This is a genomic window from Neisseria sp. HMSC073G10, assembly GCF_001812605.1.
Taxonomy (GTDB): domain Bacteria; phylum Pseudomonadota; class Gammaproteobacteria; order Burkholderiales; family Neisseriaceae; genus Neisseria; species Neisseria subflava_A.
Genome location: NZ_KV809512.1, coordinates 22,105 through 48,933, shown reverse-complemented (window position 1 = coordinate 48,933; position 26,829 = coordinate 22,105). Strand labels below are relative to the sequence as shown.

At 43.7% G+C, this 26,829-nt stretch carries 21 protein-coding genes and 3 pseudogenes; 16 read left to right on the top strand and 8 right to left on the bottom strand.

What is annotated here, in order from left to right:
- Nucleotides 1–106 precede the first annotated feature (106 nt).
- The 16 genes and pseudogenes from cas3 (at nucleotide 107) to cas2 (ending at nucleotide 21,190) form a co-directional block, all read left to right on the top strand.
- A pseudogene (cas3, locus tag HMPREF2865_RS04195) lies at nucleotides 107–2,395 on the top strand (CRISPR-associated helicase Cas3').
- A 96-nt stretch (nucleotides 2,396–2,491) separates the two neighbouring features.
- Nucleotides 2,492–5,368: an SNF2-related protein gene (locus HMPREF2865_RS04190; protein ID WP_083309561.1), complete on the top strand. Its 2,877-nt coding sequence runs from the start codon at nucleotides 2,492–2,494 to the stop codon at nucleotides 5,366–5,368.
- A 231-nt stretch (nucleotides 5,369–5,599) separates the two neighbouring features.
- Nucleotides 5,600–5,785 carry a hypothetical protein gene (locus tag HMPREF2865_RS04180; protein ID WP_070645802.1) on the top strand — a complete coding sequence of 62 codons (186 nt, stop codon included), beginning with the start codon at nucleotides 5,600–5,602 and terminating at the stop codon, nucleotides 5,783–5,785.
- Between the two features lie 2 nt (nucleotides 5,786–5,787).
- The gene (locus tag HMPREF2865_RS04175) at nucleotides 5,788–8,091 is read left to right on the top strand and encodes an AAA family ATPase (protein WP_083309559.1); all 2,304 of its coding nucleotides are present in this window, start codon (nucleotides 5,788–5,790) and stop codon (nucleotides 8,089–8,091) included.
- An 8-nt stretch (nucleotides 8,092–8,099) separates the two neighbouring features.
- Nucleotides 8,100–9,908: a site-specific DNA-methyltransferase gene (locus HMPREF2865_RS04170; protein WP_070645799.1), complete on the top strand. Its 1,809-nt coding sequence runs from the start codon at nucleotides 8,100–8,102 to the stop codon at nucleotides 9,906–9,908.
- 10 nt (nucleotides 9,909–9,918) lie between these two features.
- Nucleotides 9,919–10,962 (top strand): PDDEXK nuclease domain-containing protein, encoded by a 1,044-nt coding sequence (locus HMPREF2865_RS04165; RefSeq protein WP_210399350.1) that lies wholly within the window; start codon nucleotides 9,919–9,921, stop codon nucleotides 10,960–10,962.
- 214 nt (nucleotides 10,963–11,176) lie between these two features.
- Entirely contained in the window at nucleotides 11,177–13,846 is a 2,670-nt protein-coding gene (locus HMPREF2865_RS04160; RefSeq protein WP_283120633.1) for a DEAD/DEAH box helicase family protein, read from the top strand.
- A gap of 99 nt (nucleotides 13,847–13,945) precedes the next feature.
- On the top strand, nucleotides 13,946–14,623 hold the full coding sequence (gene cas5c / locus HMPREF2865_RS04155) for a type I-C CRISPR-associated protein Cas5c (protein WP_070645793.1): 678 nt from the start codon (nucleotides 13,946–13,948) through the stop codon (nucleotides 14,621–14,623).
- Entirely contained in the window at nucleotides 14,620–16,398 is a 1,779-nt protein-coding gene (gene cas8c, locus HMPREF2865_RS04150; RefSeq protein WP_070645791.1) for a type I-C CRISPR-associated protein Cas8c/Csd1, read from the top strand. The genes cas5c and cas8c overlap by 4 nt, the downstream gene beginning before the upstream one ends.
- An 11-nt stretch (nucleotides 16,399–16,409) precedes the next feature.
- A complete protein-coding gene (cas7c, locus tag HMPREF2865_RS04145; RefSeq protein ID WP_070645784.1) occupies nucleotides 16,410–17,276 on the top strand; it encodes a type I-C CRISPR-associated protein Cas7/Csd2 in 867 nt (288 codons plus the stop codon).
- Nucleotides 17,277–17,504: 228 nt separating this feature from the next.
- Nucleotides 17,505–18,128 (top strand): hypothetical protein, encoded by a 624-nt coding sequence (locus HMPREF2865_RS04140; RefSeq protein WP_070645780.1) that lies wholly within the window; start codon nucleotides 17,505–17,507, stop codon nucleotides 18,126–18,128.
- 9 nt (nucleotides 18,129–18,137) lie between these two features.
- Complete coding sequence (cas4, locus tag HMPREF2865_RS04135; RefSeq protein ID WP_070645779.1) at nucleotides 18,138–18,758, top strand: CRISPR-associated protein Cas4; 621 nt, start codon at nucleotides 18,138–18,140, stop codon at nucleotides 18,756–18,758.
- 41 nt (nucleotides 18,759–18,799) lie between these two features.
- Entirely contained in the window at nucleotides 18,800–19,465 is a 666-nt protein-coding gene (locus HMPREF2865_RS04130; protein WP_070645778.1) for a hypothetical protein, read from the top strand.
- Between the two features lie 70 nt (nucleotides 19,466–19,535).
- A pseudogene (locus HMPREF2865_RS11560) lies at nucleotides 19,536–19,640 on the top strand (CRISPR-associated endonuclease Cas1); the annotation flags it as partial.
- Between the two features lie 169 nt (nucleotides 19,641–19,809).
- A pseudogene (cas1c, locus tag HMPREF2865_RS04125) lies at nucleotides 19,810–20,822 on the top strand (type I-C CRISPR-associated endonuclease Cas1c).
- Nucleotides 20,823–20,896: 74 nt separating this feature from the next.
- Nucleotides 20,897–21,190: a CRISPR-associated endonuclease Cas2 gene (cas2, locus tag HMPREF2865_RS04120; RefSeq protein WP_070645772.1), complete on the top strand. Its 294-nt coding sequence runs from the start codon at nucleotides 20,897–20,899 to the stop codon at nucleotides 21,188–21,190.
- A gap of 254 nt (nucleotides 21,191–21,444) precedes the next feature.
- On the opposite strand, the gene HMPREF2865_RS04115 is transcribed toward cas2, so the two are convergent.
- The 8 genes from HMPREF2865_RS04115 to HMPREF2865_RS12330 form a co-directional block, all read right to left on the bottom strand.
- Nucleotides 21,445–22,407, bottom strand: coding sequence for an IS110 family RNA-guided transposase (locus HMPREF2865_RS04115; protein ID WP_070645770.1), 963 nt, complete (start codon nucleotides 22,405–22,407; stop codon nucleotides 21,445–21,447).
- Nucleotides 22,408–22,707: 300 nt separating this feature from the next.
- A complete protein-coding gene (locus HMPREF2865_RS04110) occupies nucleotides 22,708–23,868 on the bottom strand; it encodes a zonular occludens toxin family protein (protein ID WP_070645768.1) in 1,161 nt (386 codons plus the stop codon).
- Nucleotides 23,865–24,158 carry a DUF2523 domain-containing protein gene (locus HMPREF2865_RS04105; RefSeq protein WP_070459732.1) on the bottom strand — a complete coding sequence of 98 codons (294 nt, stop codon included), beginning with the start codon at nucleotides 24,156–24,158 and terminating at the stop codon, nucleotides 23,865–23,867. The genes HMPREF2865_RS04110 and HMPREF2865_RS04105 overlap by 4 nt, the downstream gene beginning before the upstream one ends.
- Nucleotides 24,159–24,161: 3 nt before the next feature.
- Nucleotides 24,162–25,673: an IgG-binding virulence factor TspB family protein gene (locus HMPREF2865_RS04100; protein WP_070645766.1), complete on the bottom strand. Its 1,512-nt coding sequence runs from the start codon at nucleotides 25,671–25,673 to the stop codon at nucleotides 24,162–24,164.
- Nucleotides 25,618–25,938 (bottom strand): hypothetical protein, encoded by a 321-nt coding sequence (locus HMPREF2865_RS12240; protein WP_080974656.1) that lies wholly within the window; start codon nucleotides 25,936–25,938, stop codon nucleotides 25,618–25,620. The genes HMPREF2865_RS04100 and HMPREF2865_RS12240 overlap by 56 nt, the downstream gene beginning before the upstream one ends.
- Nucleotides 25,939–25,989: 51 nt before the next feature.
- Nucleotides 25,990–26,226, bottom strand: a complete 237-nt coding sequence (locus HMPREF2865_RS04095; protein WP_070645762.1) for a hypothetical protein — start codon at nucleotides 26,224–26,226, stop codon at nucleotides 25,990–25,992.
- 81 nt (nucleotides 26,227–26,307) lie between these two features.
- Nucleotides 26,308–26,586, bottom strand: a complete 279-nt coding sequence (locus HMPREF2865_RS04090) for a hypothetical protein (protein ID WP_036472918.1) — start codon at nucleotides 26,584–26,586, stop codon at nucleotides 26,308–26,310.
- A 67-nt stretch (nucleotides 26,587–26,653) separates the two neighbouring features.
- Nucleotides 26,654–26,829: major capsid protein (locus HMPREF2865_RS12330; RefSeq protein ID WP_168163628.1), on the bottom strand; the 176-nt coding region annotated here is incomplete at its 5' end.

Genomic DNA, 26,829 nt, shown 5'->3' with positions numbered 1-26,829 from the left:
ATGCCGTCTGAAAAAGTTTCAGACGGCATTTTTTCTATTTACATATTAAATTTAATATCATATTATCATTGCATATGTATCAATTTGAATTTTTTAGAATTTCAATATGAAACCCCTAATTTACTACGCCCATTCCGCGCAAGATAAACTCGGCAATCTCTTGCCTTACGAACATTGGCAAACCTTGCAAAGCCATTCGGTAAATGTTGGCGAAATGGCGGCGGAGTTTGCGCGAGTATTCGGGGCGCAGGAACAGGCCTGCCAGACGGGACAGCTTCATGACTTAGGGAAATATTCAGAAGCCTTTAACCATCGATTGCATGGGGGCCCTTCAGTTGATCATGCTACTGCCGGCGCCAAAATTGCCGTTGAGCGTTAGGGAAATGTTATCGGTAAGTTAATGGCGTTTTGCATTGCGGGGCATCATGCAGGGTTGGCTAATGGATGTGGTGAGGGCGATAACCGCAGTACTTTGAAACAGCGTCTAGCTTTGCAATTTGGCGAAGATATTCCCGCTCTCGATAATCTGTGGCAACAAGAAATCAAGCTCCCTCAAGCCCTGTCCGCACCGCTACTCAAAGCCGACGCGCATCATCCTTTTTTCTCCTACGCCTTTTTCACACGAATGCTTTATTCTTGCTTGGTGGATGCCGATTATCTCGATACCGAAGCCTTTTATCTAAAGCTAGAAAACAAAGCCGTCGAGCGAGGCGGTTATCCCGATTTAAACGCCTTACAACACAATTTCAATCAATTTATCAACGCGTTCAGACGACGTATCGCCGAAGCTCCAGAGCAAACTGAAGCCGAAAAACGTAATGCCGCCTTAAACCGCCTGCGTAGCGAAATTCTGGATTATGCCGTAGAACAAGCGGCACAACCGCAAGGGCTGTTTACGCTCACAGTGCCGACCGGCGGCGGCAAAACCTTCACTTCTATGGCGTTCGCACTGGAACATGCCAAACGGCACGGTATGCGGCGCGTGATTTATGTCATCCCGTTCACCAGCATCATCGAGCAAAACGCCGCTGAATTCCGCAAAGCCTTTGGCGAATTGGGTGAACAAGCCGTGTTGGAACACCACAGCACCTTCGACGACGGCAAACTGCAAAATGAGGCCACCAAAGACAAATTGCGCCTCGCCTCGGAAAACTGGGACGCGCCGATTGTCGTGACCACCGCCGTGCAATTCTTCGAATCCCTCTTTGCCGACCGCTCCTCGCGCTGCCGCAAGCTGCACAACATCGCAGGATCCGTCATCATCCTCGACGAAGCGCAAATGTTGCCGCTCAATCTTTTGCTGCCCATCATGCAAGCCATCAAAGAATTGGCTCAAAACTATCATTGCTCTGTCGTCATGTGCACCGCCACCCAGCCAGCCGTGCAAGCTGAAAACGGTTTCTATCGCGGCTTTGAAAACGTGCGCGAAATCGCCCCAAAACCGATCGCACTTTTCGACAAACTGCGTCGCACCACCGTGCAACACATCGGCACACAAACCGATGCCGACCTGCTCGCCAAACTTGGTGAATACCCGCAAATGCTTGTTATCGTCAACAACCGCCGCCACGCCCGCAGCCTGTATGACCAAGCCAAACACCTTGACGGCACGTTCCACCTGACCACCTTAATGTGCGCCAAACACCGCAGCCAAAAACTGGACGAAATTCGAGGTCGTCTGAAAAACGGCGAACCCTGCCGCGTTATCGCCACCTCCTTAATTGAAGCGGGCGTTGATGTGGATTTTCCGCTGGTGATGCGCGCCGAAGCAGGTTTAGACAGCGTTGCCCAGGCCACAGGACGCTGTAACCGCGAAGGTAAAAGGCCGTCTGAAAACAGCTTTGTATGGATATTCGCGCCAGAAGAACAATGGAAAGCCCCGCCTGAACTTGCCGCCCAAGCCGCCGTTATGCGCCTGACCGCCGACAGCTTTTCAGACGACCTCTTATCTACCCAAGCCGTCGCCGCCTACTTCGCCGAGCTTTATCAATTAAAAGGCAGCGAACTGGACAATAAAAAAATCCTGAAAATGCACAACGATACAGGGCAAAGCCTCGATTTCCCATTCCAAACCATCGCCGACAAGTTCCGCATGATCGAAAGCCACATGCAGCCGCTGATTATTCCGTTCGACAGTGAGGCCGAAAACCTCATTAGCAGCCTGCACCACGCCGATCACATCGGCGGACTCTTACGCAAACTGCAACCCTACACCATCCAAATCCCCGAAAAAGCCCTCGCTGCTTTGTATAAAGCAGGGCGTATCGAACCGGTTAACGAGAAAAACTTTGGCAAACAGTTTTATACGCTGATTGGACTGGATTTGTATGATGAGGTGGCAGGGCTTTCTTGGGAGGATACGGTGTTTTTGAAGGGGGAGAGTTTGGTGTTTTAACTGAACTTATAATTTATAGAATATTAATTTGATTTTTACCTTTAAAAGGCATATCCTTCGTATGGCCTAAAAAGTAATTTGGAGAAAATTAAGACCATGTCCCAATCTCAACTGACACCACATCAAGCTCGATACTACTCCTGGCTTTTAACCCGTCAAGCCGAGGGCGGAAGTATGGACTCGTTAGCAACAACATTGGTTGATGCCCAAGTCGATTTAAACCCGCATCAAGTTGATGCAGCCTTGTTTGCCTGCAAAAATCCCTTGTCGAAAGGTGTGATTTTGGCAGATGAGGTAGGTTTAGGAAAAACCATCGAAGCGGGCTTGGTAATATTGCAGCATTGGGCAGAACGCAAACGTAAAATTCTGATTATCACCCCGGCCAACTTACGCAAACAATGGCATCAAGAGTTACAAGAAAAATTTGGCTTACAGGGCATGATTTTGGAGGCTAAAAGTTACAATGCCATAAAAAAAACAGGCAAAAACCCTTTTCGTCAAGAAAATCCCGTTATCTGCTCCTATCAATTTGCTAAATCTAAAGCGGATGATATTAAACAAATTGGATGGGATTTGGTTGTATTAGATGAAGCTCATCGTCTACGCAATGTTTATAAGAAAAACAATGTTATCGGTAAAACTTTAAAAGAAGCTTTGGAAAACGTATCCAGCAAAGTCCTATTAACTGCTACTCCTTTGCAAAATTCTTTGCTTGAACTTTACGGCTTGGTCAGCATGATAGATGACCGTGTTTTTAGCGACTTAGATAGTTTTCGTGCTCAATTCGGTGCAAAGGCCACAGAACAGACCTTATCTCATCTGCGCCAGCGACTCAGCCCTGTTTGCCGACGTACCTTACGCCGCCAAGTACAGGCCTATGTTCCCTACACTCAGCGACTTGCCATCCTGCAAAAATTTACTCCATCCGACCAAGAACGAGAATTTTCTCATTTGGTTGCAGAATACCTACGTCGTCCAAATCTACAAGCAATGCCGGAAGGACAGAGACAGCTTATTTCCCTAGTGTTGTGGAAACTTTTAGCCTCTAGTAGCCGTGCTATTGCTGGTGCACTGGATACTATGACCAAGCGCCTACAAGGCGTATTGGCAGAATCAACCACGCAAGACCTAGTCGAAACTCTGGACGAAGATTATGAAAGCTTAGATGAAACTGCAGAAGAATGGGAAGAGGAAAACGAATCGAACATTCTGACTGCTGATGAATATCAAGCGATTGCTGATGAAATTGAAGAGCTCAAACATTTTAAACAACTTGCCGAAAACATTCGAGAAGACGCAAAAAGCCGTGCATTATTGACCGCGCTTTCCACAGCCTTTGGCAAATTGAAAGAACTTGGTGCGGCGCAAAAAGCCATTATTTTTACCGAATCCAAACGCACCCAAGCCTATCTCTTAGAATGTCTTGCCCAAACCGACTACGCAGGCGAGAATGGTGACGGTATCGTGTTATTCAATGGTACAAACAGTGATCCCCAAGCACAAAAAATCTATAAAGACTGGCTCAAACGGCATGAAGGCAGCGATAAAATCACCGGTTCCAAAACTGCCGATACCCGTGCCGCTTTAGTAGAGCATTTCAAAGAGCGTGGCACCATCATGATTGCCACTGAAGCAGGTGCAGAAGGCATTAACCTACAATTTTGCTCACTCATTATCAATTACGATCTGCCTTGGAATCCACAACGTGTCGAACAGCGCATCGGACGCTGTCACCGATATGGGCAAAAACATGATGTCGTTGTAGTGAATTTTGTTGATGAAACCAATGAAGCCGACCAACGTGTTTACGAATTGCTTGAGCAAAAATTTAAGCTTTTTGATGGTGTATTTGGTGCCAGCGACGAAGTATTGGGGGCAATCGGTAGCGGCGTAGATATCGAACGGCGTATTGCTGAAATCTACCGCCAATGCCGCCAGTCCGAAGACATCAAAACTGCCTTTGATAGCCTGCAAAGTGAGCTATCAGAGGAAATCAACCAGAACATGATGAAAGCCCGTCAAACCCTGCTGGAAAATTTTGATGAAGAAGTCCGCGAAAGACTACGGAACTGTGCTGAAAAAAGCCAAGCAGCACTCAACAAATACGAAAAAATCTTAATGGAGTTAACCCGAAGCGAACTTGGTGACAGTTCAGACTTCTATGATGGTGGTTTTATACTCAATAAGCTACCTGAAAATCTTTCAGACGGCCTTAACATTCTAACAGGACGATACGAACTGCCGCGAAAAAGTGGCGAAGCTCATCTCTACCGAATTACTCATCCCTTGGCACAAGCCATCATCGATCGCGCCAAAAAACGCGATTGTCCACCAGTACGTCTAATTTTTGATTATCAAGGGCGTAACGGCAGGATCAGTACACTCGAACCCTATCGCGGACGAAGCGGACAACTTATTGCCAAACTCATCAGCATTAGCGCACTGGGTGATACGGAGCAGCACATACTGATTGCCGCCATAACTGAAAACGGTGAAGTTCTACAAGCGGATGACCCAGAAAAACTTCTGCACCTGCCTGCACATATTGCCGAAACCACAACAAAAATGGGATTTCAGACGACCTTATCCGACAATATGACTGAACGCCGCCAAACGCTATTAAATCAAGCCACCGAACGTAATTTGGGTTATTTTGAGGAGGAAGTGCAGAAACTGGACGACTGGGCGGATGATTTAAAACAAGGTTTGGAACAAGACATTAAAGAAACCGATCGTGAAATCAAAGAAGTCCGCCGTACCGCCGCCACTTCCGCCACTTTAGAGGAAAAACTAAGTTGGCAGAAAAAACAGCGCGAATTAGAAAACAAACGCAGCCGCCAACGCCGTGAACTTTTTGATAAACAGGATGAAATTGAAGCGCAGCGCAACCAGCTGATTGAAGAATTAGAAGAAAGTTTGAAGCAGACGGTAGAAGAGGAAGAATTGTTTTTTATTGAATGGGAGATGGTTTAATGGAGCTTTATCAAAATCTTTCTAGAAACTCTAATATCGTTTCGTATCAAATTTTTGAAGATTCTATTCATGTTGTATTTAAGAGTGGGCGTTATAGAAACTATTTATATACATATGTTAAACCAGGTAGATATGCAGTAGAACAGATGAAGAATTTAGCAGTACAAGGGATAGGTCTTAATTCCTATATTTCATCTGTAGTAAAAACTAATTATGCGAGGAAATGGTAAGATGAAAACACCAGATGAAGAATTAATCGAATTAATTTTTCCTTCTTTAATTGAAGAAAAGCTATTTTTAGCTACTGATTTAGAACGCTATCAAGAGAAAATTGCAACAGGTTCAATGAAAGAGGAAGATTGGTTATTGGCTATAGAAAAAGCCATAGATAAAACAAATATGGGAATTGGAGAATAAAAATGTCCACTATTTCATTAAAAAGTTTATCTATTGAAAATCTTAGAGGTTCTGTAACGCCTTTTGTTCTGAATTTTGAAAAAGGCAAAAAACTGACGATCATTTATGGAGAAAATGGTACGGGGAAATCCACAATTTCAGATGCTTTTGATTTACTGGGGAATAGCAAAATTGGTTCTTTGGAAAATAGGGGCGTTGGATCTTCTACAAAAACATATTGGCCGTCTGTTGGGAAATCCCATTCAGATGTTAAAGTTTCATTAGAAACTTCAAGTGGTACCTGCATATTATCTTTAGATAAGAAAAATGTATCTGTTGATTTTGAAGTATTAAGACCACAGGTATCAGTATTGCGCCGCAGTGAGATATTAAGATTAATAGCTGCACAACCAGCAGAACGCTATAAGGAAATTCGTCAATTTATTGATGTATCTGGAATTGAAACATCAGAAAATACATTAAGAAAACTAATCAATAATAAGGAGCGAGATTTTGATACTGCAATAACACGTGTAAGTGAAAATAGAAATACTATCGAACATTTTTGGAAACAAGTAAATTGTCCAGTACATGATGTTATTTCGTGGGCAAAAGATGAAGTAAAAAAAGACGTAGCTCATCTTGAAAAAAAGAAAAATAATATTGATGTCTTAATTTCTTATTGGAACAAAATTGAAGGAGGATACGAAAAGTACCTGCAAATCTGTAATGAAATAGAGAATGCTGAAACCAAACTAGCTAACGATCAGGTTACACTAACCAAGCTAAGCGAAGCAGCTTCCAATAATTATTTAGAAATCATAGATATTCTTCAAGCTGCACAAAAATATTTTCATAAACATGATACCTTGGAAAAATGTCCACTTTGTGGAAGTTCTGAAAATATAAGTAATTTAGTTGAGAATGTAAATAAGCAGATTGAAGAAAATGGACTGGTTGGGAAATTGAATAGTGTAAAACAAACCGTTTCGAGAAGTGAAATTTCCCTAAGAAGTAAGAAACAACAGTTAGAGGATTTTTTAAAAAATACAAGAGATGATTTTAAAAAATTAGAAAACTACTGTTTGAATACATCTGAGATTCAAGACCTAGATCTTCCATTTTTTCCAGCACCCGAAAATCCAACGCAATGGTTAGAATGGACTACGGTACACAATAAGAAAGAATCTTGGAGAAAAGAAGCAGATAGATGCATAGATAGTAAGAATTTTATAGAGACATTACGACGTTCATTAAATGATCTTGCAAATAATGAAAATATTGTTAACGAATTATCTGTAACATTACCTAAATTGAAAAGAGTACTAGATATTATTGAGAGTAAGCGTAAGGAATATACAGACAATATTCTTGAGGCAATCTCAATAAGAGTCGGTGAACTTTATGAGTTAATTCATCCTAATGAAGGCTTAGATAAAATTACCCTAGCATTAGATGCAGCCAAAAGAGGTTCTTTAGATATTTCAATGGAATTCGGCGGAAAACAAGATACCCCTCCGCAAGCATATTTTAGTGATTCTCATTTGGATACTTTGGGACTTTGTGTATTTTTAGCCTTAGCTGAACGTGAAAATCCAGAACAAAAAATATTGGTTTTAGATGACGTATTAGGTAGTGTAGACGAACCCCATGTAGAGCGTGTTATCGGCATGATTTACGACGTAATCCAGAAATTCCAACATACTATCGTTACAACACACTATCGACCTTGGCGAGAGAAATTTCGCTGGGGTATTTTAAAACCTGAACAAGGTTGCCAATTTGTAGAGTTAAAACACTGGTCGTTGGATAGTGGAATGGCTTTAACTGGATCAATCACAGAGATTGTTCGGCTAAAAAATTTACTCGATGATTCTGATCCAGACATACAATCTATTACTGGGAAAGCTGGTGTTATTTTAGAGGCTTTGCTGGATTTCCTAACTATAAAATATGCTTGTGCAGTTCCAAGAAAAGTAGGAAATACTTATGTACTAAGTGATTTATTGGGAGCTGTAAATGGTAAATTACTAAGAGAGCTGAAGGTTGAAAAAATAAGCGAACAAAATAATGAAGAAATTCAAATTGGTGAAATTTTAAAAGAGATACAAAAAATTGCTCAAACACGAAATGTTATTGGCGCACATTTCAATGAACTTTCGTTTAATCTTTATCCTCAAGATGGATTAAGATTTGCAAAATTAGTTGAGCAATTATGTGATGCTTTAATTTGTCCGGATTATGGATGGCCAAATAAAGATACTGGAAGTTATTGGAAAAATGGTGGAGATACACGCCGGCTACACCCACTAAAGAAACCGAGTTAGGAAATAGTATGACCAAACAAAAACTAGAACTCACCTGGATAGGCAAACATAAACGTCCAAAGTTAGAAGCGCGGATTTTGCTCGAAGACCCTGAAAAATCCTATCACGCCAAAGTGCGGTCGGAATCGGCGGCGTTTGATAATCGATTGATTTTCGGTGATAACCTGCTTGCGCTTAAGGCATTGGAACAGGAATTTACGGGTAAGGTGAAGTGTATTTATATAGATCCCCCATATAATACAGGTGCTGCATTTGAACACTATGATGATGGATTAGAGCATTCCATTTGGCTTGGCTTAATTAAAGAAAGATTAGAAATATTAAGAAAACTACTGACTAAAGATGGAGTTATATTTATCCATATTGATGACAAGGAAATGGCTTATTTAAAAATTCTTTGTGATGAAATTTTTGGCCGAAATCAATTTTTGAATATGGTTGTTGTAAAAACATCTGATCCTTCAGGACATAAAACTGTAAATCCATCTCCATATTCTCAGACAGAATATATTTTAATGTATGCCAAGGATAGATCTTCATATAAATATGATCAAATTTATGTTGAAAGTGGCTATGACTCGGGATATGGAAAAATTATTCTAAATAAAGAAGAACATTACTCAAATTGGAAGATTGGAGGTTTAAATGAGGTTGTTGCTTCATCTCTGGGTTTTGAGAATACACGTATAGCACGAAAAAAAATGGGAAGAATGACATTTGATGCACTTGTTGCTGGATATGCTTTGGAACATAGAGACTGCGTATTCCAATCTACAGCAATTAGCAATGCTGCAGGGAGAACTATTGTTGAAGCAAGAGATAAGTCTAAGAATTTAAAGGATCAAGTAATTCATATAGAAAGAGACGATTTTGACGATATATATATTTTGAACGGAAGGCAAATCTATTTTTATTCTTCTAAAGTGAAAGAAATTGATGGTGAACTTGTTCCCGCGAAACCATTAACAAATTTATGGACTGATATTCCTTGGAATGGAATTGCTAATGAAGGAAATGTTGAATTTAAGAATGGTAAAAAACCAGAACGATTGATTAAACGAATTTTAGAGATTTCTACCAACCCCGGCGACCTCGTCCTAGATTCTTTCGCAGGCTCAGGTACTACCGGTGCAGTTGCCCATAAAATGGGGCGGCGTTGGATTATGGTGGAGCTGGGCGAGCATTGCCATACCCACATTATCCCGCGCCTGCAAAAAGTGATAGACGGCGAAGATCAGGGCGGCATTTCCAAAGCGGTGAACTGGCAGGGAGGCGGCGGATTCCGCTATTTCCGCCTTGCGCCGACATTAATTGTCAACGACAAATGGGGCAATCAAATCATCAATCCCGACTACAACCCTGAAATGCTGGCGGAAGCCTTGGCGAAGCTGGAGGGATTTACCTATATGCCGTCTGAAAACCTTTGGTGGCAGCACGGCTATTCGAGCGAAAACGATTTTATCTACGTTACCACCCAAAGCTTATCTGTCGAACAGTTGCAAGTGCTTTCAGACGAGGTTGGAGCAGGCCGCAGCCTGCTAATCTGCTGCTCTGCTTGGCGTGGGATTACGGCAGATCAGGCAGCGGAGCGTTTTCCTAATCTTTCCTTAAAAAAAATCCCCAAAATGATTTTGAAACGCTGCGAATGGGGGCACGACGATTACAGTTTGAACGTAGCCAATCTTCCGATGGCGGAAGAAGAAACAGAACAAAGGCCGTCTGAAAACCAACCCGCTGCCAAAACCAAACCCGTGAAACGCAAAAGTGCGGTCGAAAATCAGGGCGGATTGTTTGATGGAGAGGATAGTGATAGGTAAGGAAATGGCGATGATGCCCGCCGACTATGGGCAATGGCTAGCAGACATTAAAAACCGGGTGCTGACCGCACGGCAGCGGGCGGCACTAGCAGTAAATGCCGAGCTGGTGTCGCTTTACTGGCATATCGGGCGGGATATTTTGCAGCGGCAGGCAACGCAAGGCTGGGGTAGCAAAGTGATTGACCGCTTGGGGCGGGATTTGCGCGAGGCGTTTCCTGAAATGAAGGGTTTTTCCCGCTCCAACCTTATGTATATGCGGGCTTTTGCTGAAGCTTGGACTGATTTTGAAATTGTCCAACAGGCTGTTGGACAATTGCCGTGGGGTCATAATGTGCTTTTGATTAACCGTATTAAGGAACAAGAAGCACGTTTATTTTATGTGCAGAAAGCGATAGCGGAAAATTGGTCGCGCGCCACATTAGAAGTCCACATTAAAAACAGCCTGCACGAGCGACAAGGGAAAGCGGTTACCAACTTCGCCGCCCGTTTGTCCGCGCCGACTTCCGTATTGGCGCAAGAAACATTAAAAGATCCTTATTTGTTCGACTTTTTGAGTTTGGGCGAAGACGCGCAAGAGCGGGAAATTGAAAACGCCTTAATGCAGCACATCACCCGTTTTCTGCTGGAACTGGGTAACGGCTTTGCTTTTGTTGGGCGGCAATACCGCTTGGAAGTGAACGGCGACGAGTTTTTTATTGATTTGCTGTTTTATCACACCCGCCTGAAATGCTATGTGGTGGTGGAATTAAAAGCCACGGCATTTAAACCCGAACACGCAGGGCAATTGAATTTTTATTTGGCGGCAGTCGATGCACAAATAAAAGCTCCTGACGATCATCCAACTATCGGCTTACTGTTGTGCAAAACGCAAAACCGCTTGGTGGCGGAGTATGCCTTATCGGGCATAGACAAGCCGATAGGCATTGCTGAATACGAATTGGTACGCGCCCTGCCGGAACCTTTGGTAACGAATCTACCGACAGTTGAACAGTTGGAAAATGAGTTGTCGGATTGGCAGGAAGCAAGAGATGATCTGTCCGGAAATTCGGAATAGTTCGAATTGTATTGGCTTGCTGCAAAAAATGTCAGTTATTCGAATTTTTCGAGCAACTGATCACATATGGCAGTTTGGTCAGCTAAAAAATCCAGGCAGCTAAAGGAATAAAGATCAAATCAGTGATTAAGCTATTTTTAATTACTGAAAGCAAGAGATAAGAGATAAAACCATGAGCATCAGAACTCAAAACTATATCAACGGACGTTTGTCTTTGCGTGCACCGCAAGCAGAAAGTTTGGCAAAGCTGAAGCAGGCTTTGGATACCGCACCGGAAATGGCGCAGAAAGATCGCGATGTAACGGCGGTGTTGAATACCTTGAAAGCTGAATTCCCAACCTTGCAGGATTTTGAGCGGGAATTTCCATCATTGTGCTTTGCTTTGGCAACGGGGGTGGGAAAAACCCGCCTAATGGGGGCATTTATCGCCTATCTACATTTGGCACATGGTATCAATAATTTTTTTGTACTTGCACCGAACCTGACGATTTATAACAAGCTGATTGCCGACTTTACACCGAATACGCCAAAATATGTGTTTAAAGGCATTAGTGAATTTGCGGTAAATCCACCCAAGCTGATTAGCGGCGACAACTATGAGCAGCAGAATTTGAGTATGGGAATGGATAATCTTTTTGGTGAGATTACCGTTAATGTATTCAACATTTCCAAAATCAACAGCGAGGTGCGCGGCGGCAAAGAACCAAAAATCAAGCGGATGCGTGAAGTGCTGGGCGATAGTTATTTCAACTATCTGGCGAATCTGCCTGATTTAGTGTTGCTGATGGATGAATCACATCGCTATCGGGCGCAGGCGGGGATGCGGGCGATTAATGAATTAAATCCGCTTTTTGGCTTAGAGCTAACTGCCACACCATTTGTGGAATCCACCAAAGCGCCTATTCCATTCAAAAACGTGATTGTAGATTATCCTTTGGCTCGGGCAATGGACGATGGTTTTGTCAAAATGCCTGCGGTGGTTACGCAGCGCAATTTTGATGCGAAAAATTATACGCTCGAAGAAATTGAGAAAATCAAGTTGGAAGACGGCGTGCGTGTGCATGAAAACACCAAGGTTGAGCTTATAACTTATGCTCGGGAAAATAATGTTGCTGTAGTGAAGCCTTTTATGCTGGTGATTGCCCGCGATACCACGCACGCGGCGCAATTATTGTCTTTACTGGAATCGGACAACTTTTATAACGGGCGTTATCAGGGCAAAGTGATTCAAGTGGATTCAAGTAAATCAGGCAAAGACGAAGAAGAAATGATTGAACGACTTTTAGCGGTGGAGAGCGTGGATGAGCCGACGGAAATCGTGATTCATGTCAATATGCTCAAAGAGGGCTGGGACGTTACCAATCTTTATACCATCGTACCGCTGCGCGCTGCCAATGCTAGAACACTGATCGAGCAATCTATCGGACGCGGTTTGCGTCTGCCTTATGGAAAACGTACGGGAGTGGAAGTGGTGGATAGATTGAATATTATCGCCCACGACCGCTTTCAGGAAATCATCGATGAAGCCAATAAAGGTGATTCAGTGCTGAAATTGAAACAGGTGATTTTGGATGCACCAAGTGAGGACGATAAAAAAGTCAGCGTGCAGGTGTATAGCGGTGTGGAAACGAAATTGGGATTGGTGGAAACGTCGTCTGAAAATACAAAACAAGGTGTTTCAGAAACCAATTCTTCAGTCGATTATCAGCCTGTTTTTAAAACTGAAAACGAAAAACGCATTGCCCGAAAGGTAATGGAAGCTGCTGCAAAATATGCTTCCCGTCCAAGTGAGGCTCCAACTTCCCAAGCATTATTGACAGTGGAAATCCGCGAAAAAATCGTTCAAGAAGTTCAGACGGCATTACAACCGGCTCAAGGGGAATTGCTAGTGGATGAGCTGGATATAGCTGAGATTGTTGCTAAAACCACAGAAACAATGGTGAATCAAACCATCGATATTCCTAGAATTACAGTTATACCCAGCGGGGAAGTCAGCACGGGATTCCATCCGTTCAAACTCGATTTAAGCAGCCTGCATCTACAACCGAGTGAACGTGAAATCACTATTCACAACCTGCACACCAACGAGCAAAGTAGCCTGTCTGCTGAATTGGGTATGAAAGAAAAACGCCCTGAAGACTATATTGTTTTTTCGCTGATGGATTTCGACGATATTGACTATTTCACCCAAGCTGACCTGCTTTACGATTTGGCGGGACAGATGGTGGTGCACCTACGTGCTTATTTATCCGAAGAGGAAGTTTTGAGTGTGCTGGATAAAGAACGTCGTCTGATTGCCCGTGAAATCCATGCGCAAATGATGGAGCATTTTTGGGAAAAAGTGGCAAGTTATGAAGCCCGCGTCAGTCAAGGATTTAGTACGCTCAAACCATGCAACTATACTGTTTCAGCTGATGAAGCGATTCATTCTGTGCGACAAACACCAAAAGATGTCAGCCGTATTAAGCAAATGCTGTTTGGCAGCTTTTCCAAATGTCTGTATCCCTTACAAAAATTCGACTCTGATACTGAACGCCGTTTTGCTGTGATTCTGGAACGAGACGCGCAAAAATGGTTCAAGCCAGCGCAAGGACAATTTCAGATTTACTGGAAATCAGGTTTCGATTCTAAAGAATATATCCCTGATTTTGTTGTAGAGACCAAAGATTCCATCTGGCTTGTTGAAACCAAAGCAGGCAAAGATTTAAAAGATCCTGAAGTTTTGGCAAAAGCTGATGCAGCTTTTGAATGGTGCAAACACGCTATGGATTATGCGTTGCAGCACAATGGTAAGCATTGGCGTTATGTACTGATTCCCCATGATGAAGTCGTTGAATCAAAAAAATTGGCGGATTTTTTAAGGTTTGAGAAAAAGTCTGCCTAAAGCGGATCGCACTTATCAAGTGCGTGGGTTGAAACTAAAATTTATAGGTTATTAGTAAAAATCAGCCGCTTTCGGGCGGCTGTGTGTTAAGGAGTTTGTATGGCAAACCAAATCCGCCTACACGTTTGGGGCGATTATGCCTGTTTTACCCGTCCGGAGATGAAGGTGGAGCGGGTGTCTTATGATGTCATTACGCCGTCGGCGGCGCGCGGGATTTTGGCGGCGGTGCATTGGAAGCCGGCGATTCGGTGGGTGATAGATCGGATTTATGTGCTAAAGCCGATTCGGTTTGAGTCGGTGCGGCGCAATGAGTTGGGCGGCAAGATTTCGGCGGGCAAGGTCAGCGGCGCGATGAAGCGTAAGAGCGTTGCCGATTTATATACGCTGATTGAAGACGACCGCCAACAGCGCGCGGCGACGGTGCTTAAAGACGTGGCTTATGTGATTGAGGCCCATGCGGTGCTGACGGCAAAAGCGGGGGCGGATGAAACCGTTACCAAGCATATCGAGATGTTCAAACGCCGTGCGAAAAAGGGGCAATGCTTTCAGCAGCCTTGTTTGGGCGTGCGTGAATTCCCTGCCGATTTTACTTTGATTGATGAGGGTGATCCGCTACCGCCGTCGGCGTTATCGGAAAGCGAGGCAAACCGCGATTTAGGCTGGATGCTGCACGATATTGATTTTGACCACGGCAACACGCCGCATTTTTTCCGCGCACAAATAAAAGACGGCGTGATTGATGTGCCGCCGTTTTACGCCGAGGAGGTGAAAGCATGATTCTTGCGTCCCTTGCCCACTATTACCGCCGTTTGGCAGCAGAAACCGATGAAATGGGCAACCCGAAAGTACCGCCTTATGGCTTTAGCGAGGAAAAAATCGGCTGGATTTTGGTGTTGGATAAAGAAGGTCGTCTGAAAACCGCAGTGCCGAATCTGACTGCCGATAAAAAGCCGCAACCGAAGTTGATGAGTGTGCCGCGCCCTGAAAAACGCACGTCGGGTATCAAACCGAATTTTTTGTGGGATAAAACCGCCTACGCGCTTGGCGTGGAAGCCAATAAAAACAAAGCCGAAGCCAAAGAAAAACCGTTTACGCCGTCTGAAAAAACCTTCGAAGCCTTCAAGCAATACCATCTTGATTTACTGCAAAACAGTGAGGATGAAGGCTTGCAAGCCTTGTGCCGTTTTCTGCAAAACTGGCAGCCTGCACATTTTGCTGCCGAAAACCTGCCTACCGAAATGCTCGATGCCAACATCGCATTTTCTTTTGAAAAAACGACCGCTTGTATTCATAAACGAGAAGCCGCGCAGGCTATATGGGCAGGCTGTCTGAAAAGCGACGAAGCACTCGAAGGCTTGTGCCTGATTAGCGGCGATACTGCCCCAATTGCACGGCTGCATCCTGCAATTAAAGGCGTATTTGGCGGGCAAAGCTCCGGCGGTTCGATTATTTCGTTCAACAAAGAAGCCTTTGCCTCTTTTGGTAAAGAGCAAGGCGCAAATGCGCCCGTTTCCGAACAATCCGCCTTTGCCTACACCACCGCGCTGAACTATCTGTTGCGCCGCGAAAATAATCACTGTCTGACTATCGGCGATGCCAGCACGGTTTTTTGGGCGGAAGCGGATGATAACGCCACGGCGCAGGCTACCGAAGGCTTCTTCGCGCAAGTATTCACGCCGCCGGATGATGAACAAGAAAGCGCCAAAATTTTCAACGTATTGGAACAAATCAGCAAAGGTCGTCCTCTGCAAGAAATTGCCCCCGAACTTTCTGCCAATACCCGTTTTTACATCTTAGGGCTTACCCCCAACGCCGCGCGGATTTCTATTCGGTTTTGGCTGGATACCACGTTTGGGCAGCTGGCGGAAAATTTGGCGCAGCATTGGCAAGATTTAGCCCTTGAGCCTTACGCGTGGAAAACGCCGCCGTCTATTTGGCGACTCTTATTGCAAACTGCCGTGTTAGGCAAAAGCGAAAACATTTCGCCCGTGTTGGCAGGCGAAATGACCCGCGCCGTGATTTGCGGTACGCCGTACCCCTTGAGCTTACTGTCGCAACTGATTACCCGAATCCGTGCCGATGGCGATGTGAACGGCCTGCGCGTGGCAATGATGAAAGCCGTATTACAGCGGCGTTTTAGAAAAGGTTTTATCGAAGAAGGAGTTCCTATGAGTTTGAACAATGAAAGCCCGAATCGCGCCTATCTTTTAGGGCGGCTGTTTGCCGTGTTGGAGCGCATTCAATATCAGGCGTTGGGCGAATTAAACGCCGGCATCGCCGACCGCTATTACGGCTCTGCCTCCGCCGTGCCGTTTTCCGTTTTTCCGCGCCTTTTGTCGGGCGCAAAACACCATTTATCGCGCTTGCGTAAAGACAAAGCCGGCATGGCGGTGAATTTGGATAAAGATTTGGGCGAAATCATTGCCAAACTGCCCGAAACCTTTCCGCGCCATTTGAGCATTGACGAGCAAGGCCGCTTCGCCATCGGCTATTACCATCAAAAACAAAGCTATTTTGCTAAAAAAGAAACCGCTGAAACTATTGAAAACTAAGGAGCCAGAAAATGTCTGCCATTCAAAACCGCTATGAATTTGTTTACTTTTTTGATGTTACCAACGGCAACCCCAACGGCGATCCCGATGCGGGCAATATGCCGCGCCTTGATCCCGAATCCAGCAAAGGTTTAGTAACCGATGTTTGCCTGAAGCGCAAAATCCGTAATTTTGTAGAAATCAGCAGCGAAAAGGAAGCCGGTTACGAAATCTACGTGAAAGAAAAAAGCGTATTGAACCTGCAAAACAAACGCGCTTATGAAGCGCTCGGCATTGAATCTGAAGCCAAAAAACTACCCAAAGACGAAGCCAAAGCCCGCGACATTACCGCTTGGATGTGTAAAAACTTCTTTGATATCCGCACCTTCGGCGCCGTGATGACCACCGAAGTCAACAGCGGACAAGTGCGCGGCCCTGTACAACTGGCGTTCGCCCAATCCATCGACCCGATTGTGCCGCTGGAAGTTTCGATCACCCGCATGGCAGTAACCAACGAAAAAGACTTGGAAAAAGAACGCACTATGGGGCGTAAATACATCGTCCCTTACGCGCTCTACCGCGTGCACGGTTTTATCTCCGCCAACCTTGCCGCCAAAACCGATTTTTCAGACGACGACTTAGCCAAACTCTGGCAAGCCCTGACGCTGATGTTTGAACACGACCGCTCCGCCACCCGTGGCGAAATGGCGGCACGCAAACTGTTCGTTTTCAAACACGACAGCGCGCTCGGCAGCCAGCCTGCACATAAACTGTTTGACGCCGTGAAGGTCGAACGCGTAAACGGCGAATCAGGTACGCCCGCAAGCGGTTTTGGCGATTACAACATCAGCGTGGTTTCAGACGGCCTGAATGGCGTGAGTGTGGAAGAATATCTGTAAAAATGTCTGAAAAAAAGACCGCTTGTATTGCAGAAGTCGGTAGGGTGGGCTTCAGCCCACCGTTTCAACAAATATAAAGGATTGATTAAAGCCCATCCTGCAAAACTATTACAAATAAATCTCATAAAGCCCTTATTCAACAAATGAACATATATTGTGTTATTTTATGTGTTTATATTTGTGTTATTTAATGGTATAATAGCTTCGTTAATATGAAAGGAGCATTCAGTGAAAAATTTTATCCAAAACCTAGAAAACGAGTTTGTTGAAAAAAATCAGGAAAAAACAACGTTCAGTATTCGCCTTTCTGTAAAAGAAGATTTGATCTTGCAGGAAATTGCTGAAAGTTTTGATCTTTCGCGGCAGGAACTATTGCATCGTCTGATTACAGAGCAAATTATCGTTCCATGGAAACAACGCTTTGAGGCACAGGCAAATGAAGAGCTTGAACTGGATGGAGAGGAGTCAACTCAATATTTTTTGCTGAACACAAATAAAGTCAATGATATCGACGATCATAAATTTATGTTAGAAAAACAGGTAGCTGCGGCATTTGAAGATGGTTATAAAGAAAAAATTGCCAAATTCAAAAAAGGTGATTGGGTATTTTTATATGAGTCAGGGCAAGGCATCGTGGCATTTGGCCAGGCATCAGGTAAGCTAGAAAAAGCACCACATTATGGGCGGGAGGACAAAACCTATTATCAGCGCTTGGACGGTTTTACCTGTTTACCAAAAGCTATTAAAGCTAGTGAAGTCAAAAAGATTTTAAGCCGTTCTTTTCCCTTTGCTCAAACCTTGGCACGAATTGTTGATGGGGAAAAATTATTATCAGAAATTAAAAAGCGATAAACATACATTATGCAAATTATTCCCCTTTCTGCCCTGCAACACTACGCCTTCTGCCCGCGCCAATGCGCGCTGATTCACAACGAGCAGGCGTGGGCGGAGAACTATTTGACTGCGCAGGGCAAGGCGCTTCATGAGCGGGTGGATTCTGGCGAACCGGAAACGCGTAAGGGCGTGCGTTTTGAGCGGACGGTGCATGTGTCGGCGGAGAAACTGGGCATCAGCGGCGTGCTGGATTTGGTGGAAGTGGAAACAAAGACAGGCCGTCTGAAACCTGTGGAATACAAACGCGGCAAGCCCAAACCCGACCCAATGGACGAAATCCAGCTTTGCGCCCAAGGCTTGTGTTTGGAAGAAATGACGGGGCAAACCGTCTCTGAGGGCGTGCTGTGGTATATGCAAACCCGCCACCGCGTCCCTGTCGTGTTTTCAGACGACCTGCGTGCCCAAACACTCGCCACCATCATCGCTGTGCGCAAACTCCTAAACAGCGGTCAAACCCCACCGCCCGACTACGGTAAACGCTGCAAAGCCTGCTCGCTGGTGGATATTTGCCAACCGGAATTGTTGGGGAAACGGGATAGGAGTGTGGGGTATGTGGAGGGGTTGTTTGGGGACTTGTATTTTGAATAGAAAGCCTTATATCTAATAGGAAATTTTAAGGAGAACAATATATGTTAGATGAAAATAAAGATGTTACTTCTCAAAGTGGCTCAAATACCCAAGAGGTGGAAAACATTAGTGATGATAATACTCATTGGTATGACTCAAAATTTATGAAGGCTTTTGGGGGAGTTGGCATATTAATAACAATTTTTGCTTGCTTATTTTCTCTTTACAATCAATATCATAGAATTCCTTATTTGGAAGATGAAAATGAAAAATATCAACAGATAATAGATGAAAAACAAAAACAAATTAATTATCTGACCAGTAATTCAGTAGTTAGCCAATTAAGAAAAGAAAATGGAAATAAGGATAGAGAAATCAAATTACTAGAATCTCAAGTTAGAGAAATTAGAACTTCCAGAGATCAAGCGTTAAACGAAAATAGTAAACTTGAGTCTATTATTACTCAATGGAAATCTGCTCATCAAAATATTGAGAACAATTTGAAAATCTGTAGTCAACAATTACAACAGATAAAAGTTAATGCAGATTTATTAAATAGAATTACTTTTCTTCGTAATAGGATAGAACAAAATAATATCAATATTAATAAAAATGATAATTGGGATAAACCAACCAATATACAAATTGAAACTTGGAGATTAGATAATCAAGGTCTTAATTCAATGATTAAAGATTATCAACAAAAATTAAACTGCCAGCAACCATAGGCATCACAATTTTCAGACAGCCAGCCTTATCAGCCCCAAAAAACTGCGGTCAAAACCCAAGGAGTTTCCCATGCGCAAACTGCAAAATACGCTCTATATCACCACCCAAGGCAGCTACCTGCATAAGGATCGGGAGACGCTGGTGGTTGAGCAGGAGCGTAAGAAGGTGGCGCAGTAAGAGTAGGTCGGATACTTGTATCCGACAACCTTTTGATATTTATATGATTTGAAATTATTGCGGTAATTTTGAAAGTGTCGGATTTGAGAATCTGACCTACCATTTTTCAGGTGGATCAACCCTGTTAAATACCCAAAAGTGCGGCCAAAATCCAAGGAGTTTTCCCATGCGCAAACTGCAAAACACGCTCTATATCACCACCCAAGGCAGCTATCTGCATAAGGAGCGGGAGACGTTGGTGGTGGAGCAGGAGCGTAAGAAGGTGGCGCAGCTGCCGGTGCATTCCATCGGGCATATTTTCTGTTTTGGGAATGTGCTGGTGTCGCCGTTTTTATTGGGGTTTTGCGGTGAAAATAATGTGAATTTGGCGTTCTTTACCGAAAATGGGCGTTATTTGGGGCGGCTTCAGGGGCGGCAGAGCGGCAATGTGCTGCTGCGTCGGGCGCAGTATCGGGTGTCGGAGCAAAATCCCGTACCGATTGCGCGCAATATCATTGCGGCGAAGATTCAGGCGAGTAAACGGGTGCTTCAGCGGCAGATTCGCAATTATGGCGAGAATGCGGCGATTCAAAGTGCGGTCGATGCTTTGAACATTTCGCTGCGGCAGTTGAAGGGCACGATGGAGCTGGACGTGGTGCGCGGCATTGAGGGCGACGCAGCGGCGCGTTATTTCGGCGTGTTCGGGCAGCTTTTGAGCGAAAAAAGCGGCTTTACTTTTGACGGGCGCAACCGCCGTCCGCCCAGAGACGGGTGAACGCGCTCTTGTCGTTTGTGTACAGTATTTTGGGCAAGGACATCAGCGGCACACTGCAAGGCGTGGGGCTCGATCCGCAGGTGGGCTTTTTGCACGCCGACCGACCGGGACGCGACAGTTTGGCGCAGGATATTTTGGAAGAATTCCGCGCGTGGTGGGCGGATAGGTTGGTGCTGTCGCTGATTAACCGAGGGCAAATCAAACCGCAGGATTTCGTTACCGAGGCAAGCGACGCGGTAAGCCTAAAAGCTGAAGCGCGTAAGCTCTTGTTCCAAGCCTTGCAGGCAAAAAAGCAGGAGAAAATCGTTCATCCGTTTTTGGGTGAAGAAGTGGAAATCGGATTGCTGCCGTATATTCAGGCAATGCTGTTGGCGCGGCACTTGCGCGGGGATTTGGCGGAATACCCGCCGTTTTTGATGAGATAGGTTTGCAGGCCGTCTGAAAACGGATCGGATATTTTCAGACGGCCTTTAAAGCAGCCTGTATATGGGAATACAAAATGCTAATGCTGATTACTTACGATATTTCGTTGGAAGACGCGGACGGACAGGCAAGGCTACGGCGCGTGGCGAAATTGTGTTTGGACTACGGCGTGCGCGTGCAGTATTCGGTGTTCGAATGCGACATCGCGCCCGACCAGTGGGTTGTTTTAAAGGACAAACTTTTGAAAACCTACAACCCTGAAACCGACAGCCTGCGCTTTTACCATCTGGGTAGCAAATGGCGGCGCAAAGTGGAACACCATGGCGCAAAACCGTCGGTGGATGTGTTTAAGGATACCTTGATTGTGTGAATCGCCAACCTGAGGTTCTCATGAAAATGCGGCAGGGTTGGCGAACTTGGATTGTTCTTTAACAATCAGGATATTGCGAATGCAGGTGTAACAGAAAAGATGCTACTTTAGCCGTCTAGCCCTATTTCGAGTAATTTTTATATCATGTTGATTTATCTTGATATTTATTTTATGTAATTACTCAGGGCGCAAGCGTTTTAAGCTGTTTTTGCTTGACATTCAGGCAAAAACAGCTTTGTTATTTTATACAAACATTATGCAGGTTTGTAGCGTTCAGGATTGTAAGGTTTTTGTGTTTTGTAAACATAGTAAGCCACGACAAGAAGCTTACGCATAAGGGCTCCTAATATCAGCATCTTTGGTTTGTTTTTGGCCTTCAGGCGTTTGACAAAATCGGGAAAGTAATTCCTGTTGAGCGCAACCATAGCAGGCATGAACAGAGCGGATTTTAGCCGTCTGTTACCGTAACGCGTCATGCTTGAACGACCTTTTACGCTGGTTCCTGATTCTTTTTGTTGCGGATTCAAGCCGGCAAAGGCGGTGAATTGATTAGCGGTTTTAAAGTCGCCACTAAGTAAATAGTTTGTGAGTATAGCAGCTGTTAGTTTGCCAATAGCCGGAATGGTTTGCAGACGATCTGAAACAGCTTTCAAGTCTTGATTGCTATTTGTGATTGCCTGTATTTCTGCTTCGACTTGCTGAATGTGTTGATCCAATTCTTGGATTTGAACTTGATGAATTTTTCTAACAAAATCGTCTTTAGCTACTTTCAGCCTGTTCTTTTGGGCGGTCTTTTGGGTTTTAAGCTGTTCATATAAAGCCAATAAGCGTTTCAAGCGATAATGACCTATGCTTATTTTTTGCCGAGCGGGTAAGTCTTTGGGCATGGCCGTATGACAATATTCGGCAATCAACCTTGCATCTTGTTTGTCCGTTTTTGTGCGGTGAAAACGGCTTTTGCCGTATTCACTAATTTTGTAAGGGTTGATAACAGATACGATGTAAAACTGGCCGATATAGTCGGCAACGTCTTCAAAGTAATTGCCGGTTGCTTCCATGCATATATGCAATTCACAGTCAAAACCGTCAAGCCAGGCTTTGAAGCTTTTAAAGCCATTTATGCTGTTATCAAACAGGGCTTGCTTACTTTGCCCATTGACAATAGCGGCAGCGTCAAAAGTGTTTTGCGATATATCCAAACCGACAGCGTTTCTCATAATTTCCCTTACTATGCAGATTCACACTTTTATGTGTTCTTTGATGCTACTCAATTTTCAGACAACAAAAAAAACGCCCTCTTCATCTTTTCTACAGTCTGATGACTTAGGCCGTTTCAAGATGGGCGTTTTTCGGTTCGGGTAGCTAATCCGAACCTGTAAGCCGTCTGAATAAAAGGGCTTACAGCTTCGGATAGTTATCCTAGTATTCAAGTAGCGGGCGTTCCCGCACCCCGTGCTACTTTTTACCATATTGATTCCGCCTTTAGGGCTACATCAACACAGTAAAAAGCAGCTTGATTAATTAGATCCGACAGTCCCTCCACGTTGCTGGAATTGTTCCCCTGCCTCTACATAGCCGTCATACATCAGGTTTTGAGGGCTTTTGCCGCCCATCGTAAGTACTTGTCCATTTTCAGGCGCATAGGCTGTCTGCGGTGCTGTTTGTGGCTGTTGTACGGTGTGCTGTTCATCCTTATAAGGATTGAAAGGAAGGCCGTTTCTGGCGTAGTCCTTGCACATTGCCTTAGTGATCTCTTTCAGCGGTGTGCCCTGGCTTGAGTAACATGTACATCCGCTTTTGCCGCCATCAACGCAGCCGACAGGGTACTCAAATGTTTTGACTTGGCGTACGCCGTTGTAGATGGGTTTGCTTTCGGGTTTTTCGACGAGTGTAGGTACAAAATCTTCAGGTTTGAGATTTTGCCCTATATCGGCAGTCGCAGGACTAGTTTTTGGTTCTACGCCATCTACATCGGATGCGGCTATTGTTGACGTTGTTTGCTGTTCATCCGCGCTAAATCGTTTGCTCATGTTATTTATCGTGTAAAGCGTGAAGCCTATTAAAAGGGGAATAAACAGGACAACGAATATCAGGCTTTTGGGAATGCGACGTTTCGGCTTAGTATGCACTTCAGCAGACTTGTACATGCCAAAAGACTTTTTAGGAACTACAAACGTCCGCTCAATGGCTTTGGCAATATTTACGCTGCTATCGGGCTGGTCAACGCATTCGTTCCATTCGTAAAGCTTACGTCCCACTGGCTTGATTGAAACGTGCATATGCCTTTGAACGAGCTTTCTTACGAAACTATCAAGATAACTTGGATGTTGAGTAATCAGGACAATATCTAAACCATGATGTCGATGTAATGCCAAAGCTTCTATAAATGGAGGTACTTTTGAAGCTGCTGAACGTGTGCCCATCAGCCTTTGCACTTCGTCTATGATGACGAGCGAGCCATAAGGGAGAAAATCTTGAAATGGCTTTTCTTTAATTTGTTCATCTGTAAGTTCTTCATGTTCTACCTTCAATTCAGGAATGCCATTGACGAACAATGGACGTTTTTTCTTTACGCCGTCTTTGTCGGTAAAGTGGGTGTAGCTTTCGTCTGTCATCAGCATATTAACAACAGATGCAGTTTTTCCACTACCCGGAACGCCAGTTTGTAAAATAATCATTTAGCTTTTCCCCCTGGAATAAATGACAGTTTACTGATACTTTGCATAGCAACGTTAAATGCAAATGCACCGAATATCAGACCTAATGCATGGCCGAAACCTGCCATCATGACAATTTGAAGAATGTCTGATGGCATTGAGTTGAACTGATTTTTTACGTAGTCTTTTATAAAACCTAAGCCAACTGTAAAACCTGTGAAGGTTACAAAACTAATGCCAAGGGCAATAAATACTTTTGCAACAATATAGGTTAATAGTCTTTGTAATATGGCAAAAAATGCAGCTTTCATGCTTTAGTCCTTTCTACTTGAAAACATGATAAACGCTGCTGCTACCGCTGCGATACCAATCACAAGAAAGCGTATCATTTGGGCAAAATTACAAATCATGTCATATTTAAATTCCATGGTTATGCCCAAATAGGTTGCAGTTCGTGGAGCAGGGCAAACACCATTATCGGGTAGGAAGAAATCGGGGCTAAATGTTGTTTCGTTATTTGTATGAGGAATTTTGAAAGGTTCTTCTTGTTCCTCTACATCGCCTTTTTCTGAACAAGCTAATATGTCAGGGAAAACATTACAAAGTAAGCCTTTTGATTCTTCTTTCTTGTCATCTTTTTTATCTTCTTTTCTTTTGTCTTTATTAGATGGATCATCATCCGGATCAGGTTTATCATCTGGACGTTTATCAGGCTTATCATCGGAATCAGGTTTATCATCCGGCTTTTTATCAGGCTTTCCATCAGGATTAGGCGCAGGATCTGGATCAGGCTTTGTATTGGGTGCTTCAGATCCGCCCGGTGTCAAATCAGGACGCTGTGTTGTTGCAACATTTGCCGTTGTATTGCCTTTTGAATCTTGACCGAAGGTAATGGTAATTTGCACCGGCTTGCCATTTTCGGGAGTTACAGGGCCAATGGTTACGACTGTTCCGGAAGGGACTTTAATGTTTTCTTTATATTCGGGTTTGCCAGTGCCTTCTACAAAGGGCGTTGGGTTTCCGTCAATAGATGGGGTCGCGATTTGAAGGAATTTTTCTTCTGTCAAAGTTTCACTATGTAGTCCATTTTTTGCACCATACCAAAAGCGCGTACCAGTACTAATTTGACATGAAACACCTAAACCAGCATAAAAACAAAATTGGAAATATGCTCCTTTGTACCTATCTTCTATAATTATTTTTGATGTTTTTTGAAAATCTTTTTCGACAAGAATTCTCATTAATTCTTCAGCGTCTTCAGCACTTTGACCGCCTTTACTTTTTGCTTTAATAATTGAAGAATCAATACCTACACACGAATTAACAGCACGGTCTTTTAAACATAAAGCATCTGGATAACCTTTTATAAATTCGCCTTGTTCTTGACTATATTCATAGCCTTCAGATTCCAATGTTGATTTAACAACCTGATAAGCATCATAGGCATATGAAGCAGCACCAACATAAGGAACAGCTTTTAATCCAAATTTTGCACCTGCTTTTACCAGGCCAAATGCGCCTTTAAGAACGGCTTTACGGGATACTTGGGCTTCCAACGTTACGGGGACAGTTGAGGCAGAGCGGAGACCGGTGGAGGCTTCACGGACGTGAAGTGATTTATCAAATCTTGAAACATATTCATGATGAAACTTAGGTCCATTATTATCAAGATACATCCAAGGGCGTATCCCATTCTGATTAAATCCGCCAGCCGGTACACGCATACGACCATTTTTTTCAACGTGTATATCGACATCAGCGAACGAAAAATTAAACCCTAAAAGTATAACGACCGTAATAAAAAGCCGTTGTAATATCTTCATCATAATGTTCAGACCACTCAAACCCATCTTTTGTGAAATTCACTTTCAGAATTGAACAATCTTCAAAAAATACAATTACTTCATCTAAGTAACTTCTGTTCAAATAATATTGCATTGCGTTTTTTGCAATCTCAATAAAATTATGGAACGGATACAAATTTTTCAAATTGAATAATTCAGTCATAAACACATGACACAATTTTTCATTTGAATAATTAGGATTCGTATCTTTTTTAAATCTCAATTCTTCTTCTGAAATATAAAACATAATACTAACTTTCGTAATGGTTGCTGAAAGTTAGATTATATCGCTTCTTCATTAAAACGAACCATAACCACTTGCTATCATGTCTTCAACCGTACTATCTTCGGGCATAAGACCGGCATCAATCAGAAAAATTAAATAATCCTGATGTTGGTCATAACCATCTGACCAAACCCTTTCCATATACTCTTCGTGCGTTTCATGATCAGAGTCAGGCTCCATAAAGTCACCGAAGCCATAATCTGCTCCACCATAACTAGCCCCTTGTTCATACTCAAAATCATCTTCCATATCACTACCTATTTAAAAATCATCCAGCCCACCACGACCGGAACAAACACACCAAGATAAAAATAAAAATCCATCATGGTTCTATCTCAATTTCTGCCATATCAACCTGATACCCCAAACCGCTGCCATGATGGCAACAACTGACCAGCCTATATAGGATCCGTCCTTCATGCTGTCTATCGGGTTACATTCTGGCAATTCAGCTTTTAAAATCTGCTCCCCATATTTCCAGCCAAACTTAGTAAAATTAAGCTGATATAACTTTCCGTCATCGCCAATTTTGGGAGGCACTAAACTGAAATAGACGTTTTCGGCATCCTGACGGGTTGCGTAACAATTATTTCCGACTTGGTAGCCCATTATTTAAATTCTCATGTCAATTAGTATTCAGACGACCTTTAAGGGGTCGTCTGAAATATGCCTCAAATTAGCGCAATACGCGGCGGATCAGCTGGATAGCGAAGATTGAAGCGATAATACCCAGTACGATGGCCGCAACGGATAATGCGTCAGTCTTTGCAGTAGCCAAGTCGGTTTTAACGCTTTCAGGTACTTCGGCCAATGCTTGAGTAGCAAAAGCCAGAGGAGCAGCGGCAACAACGG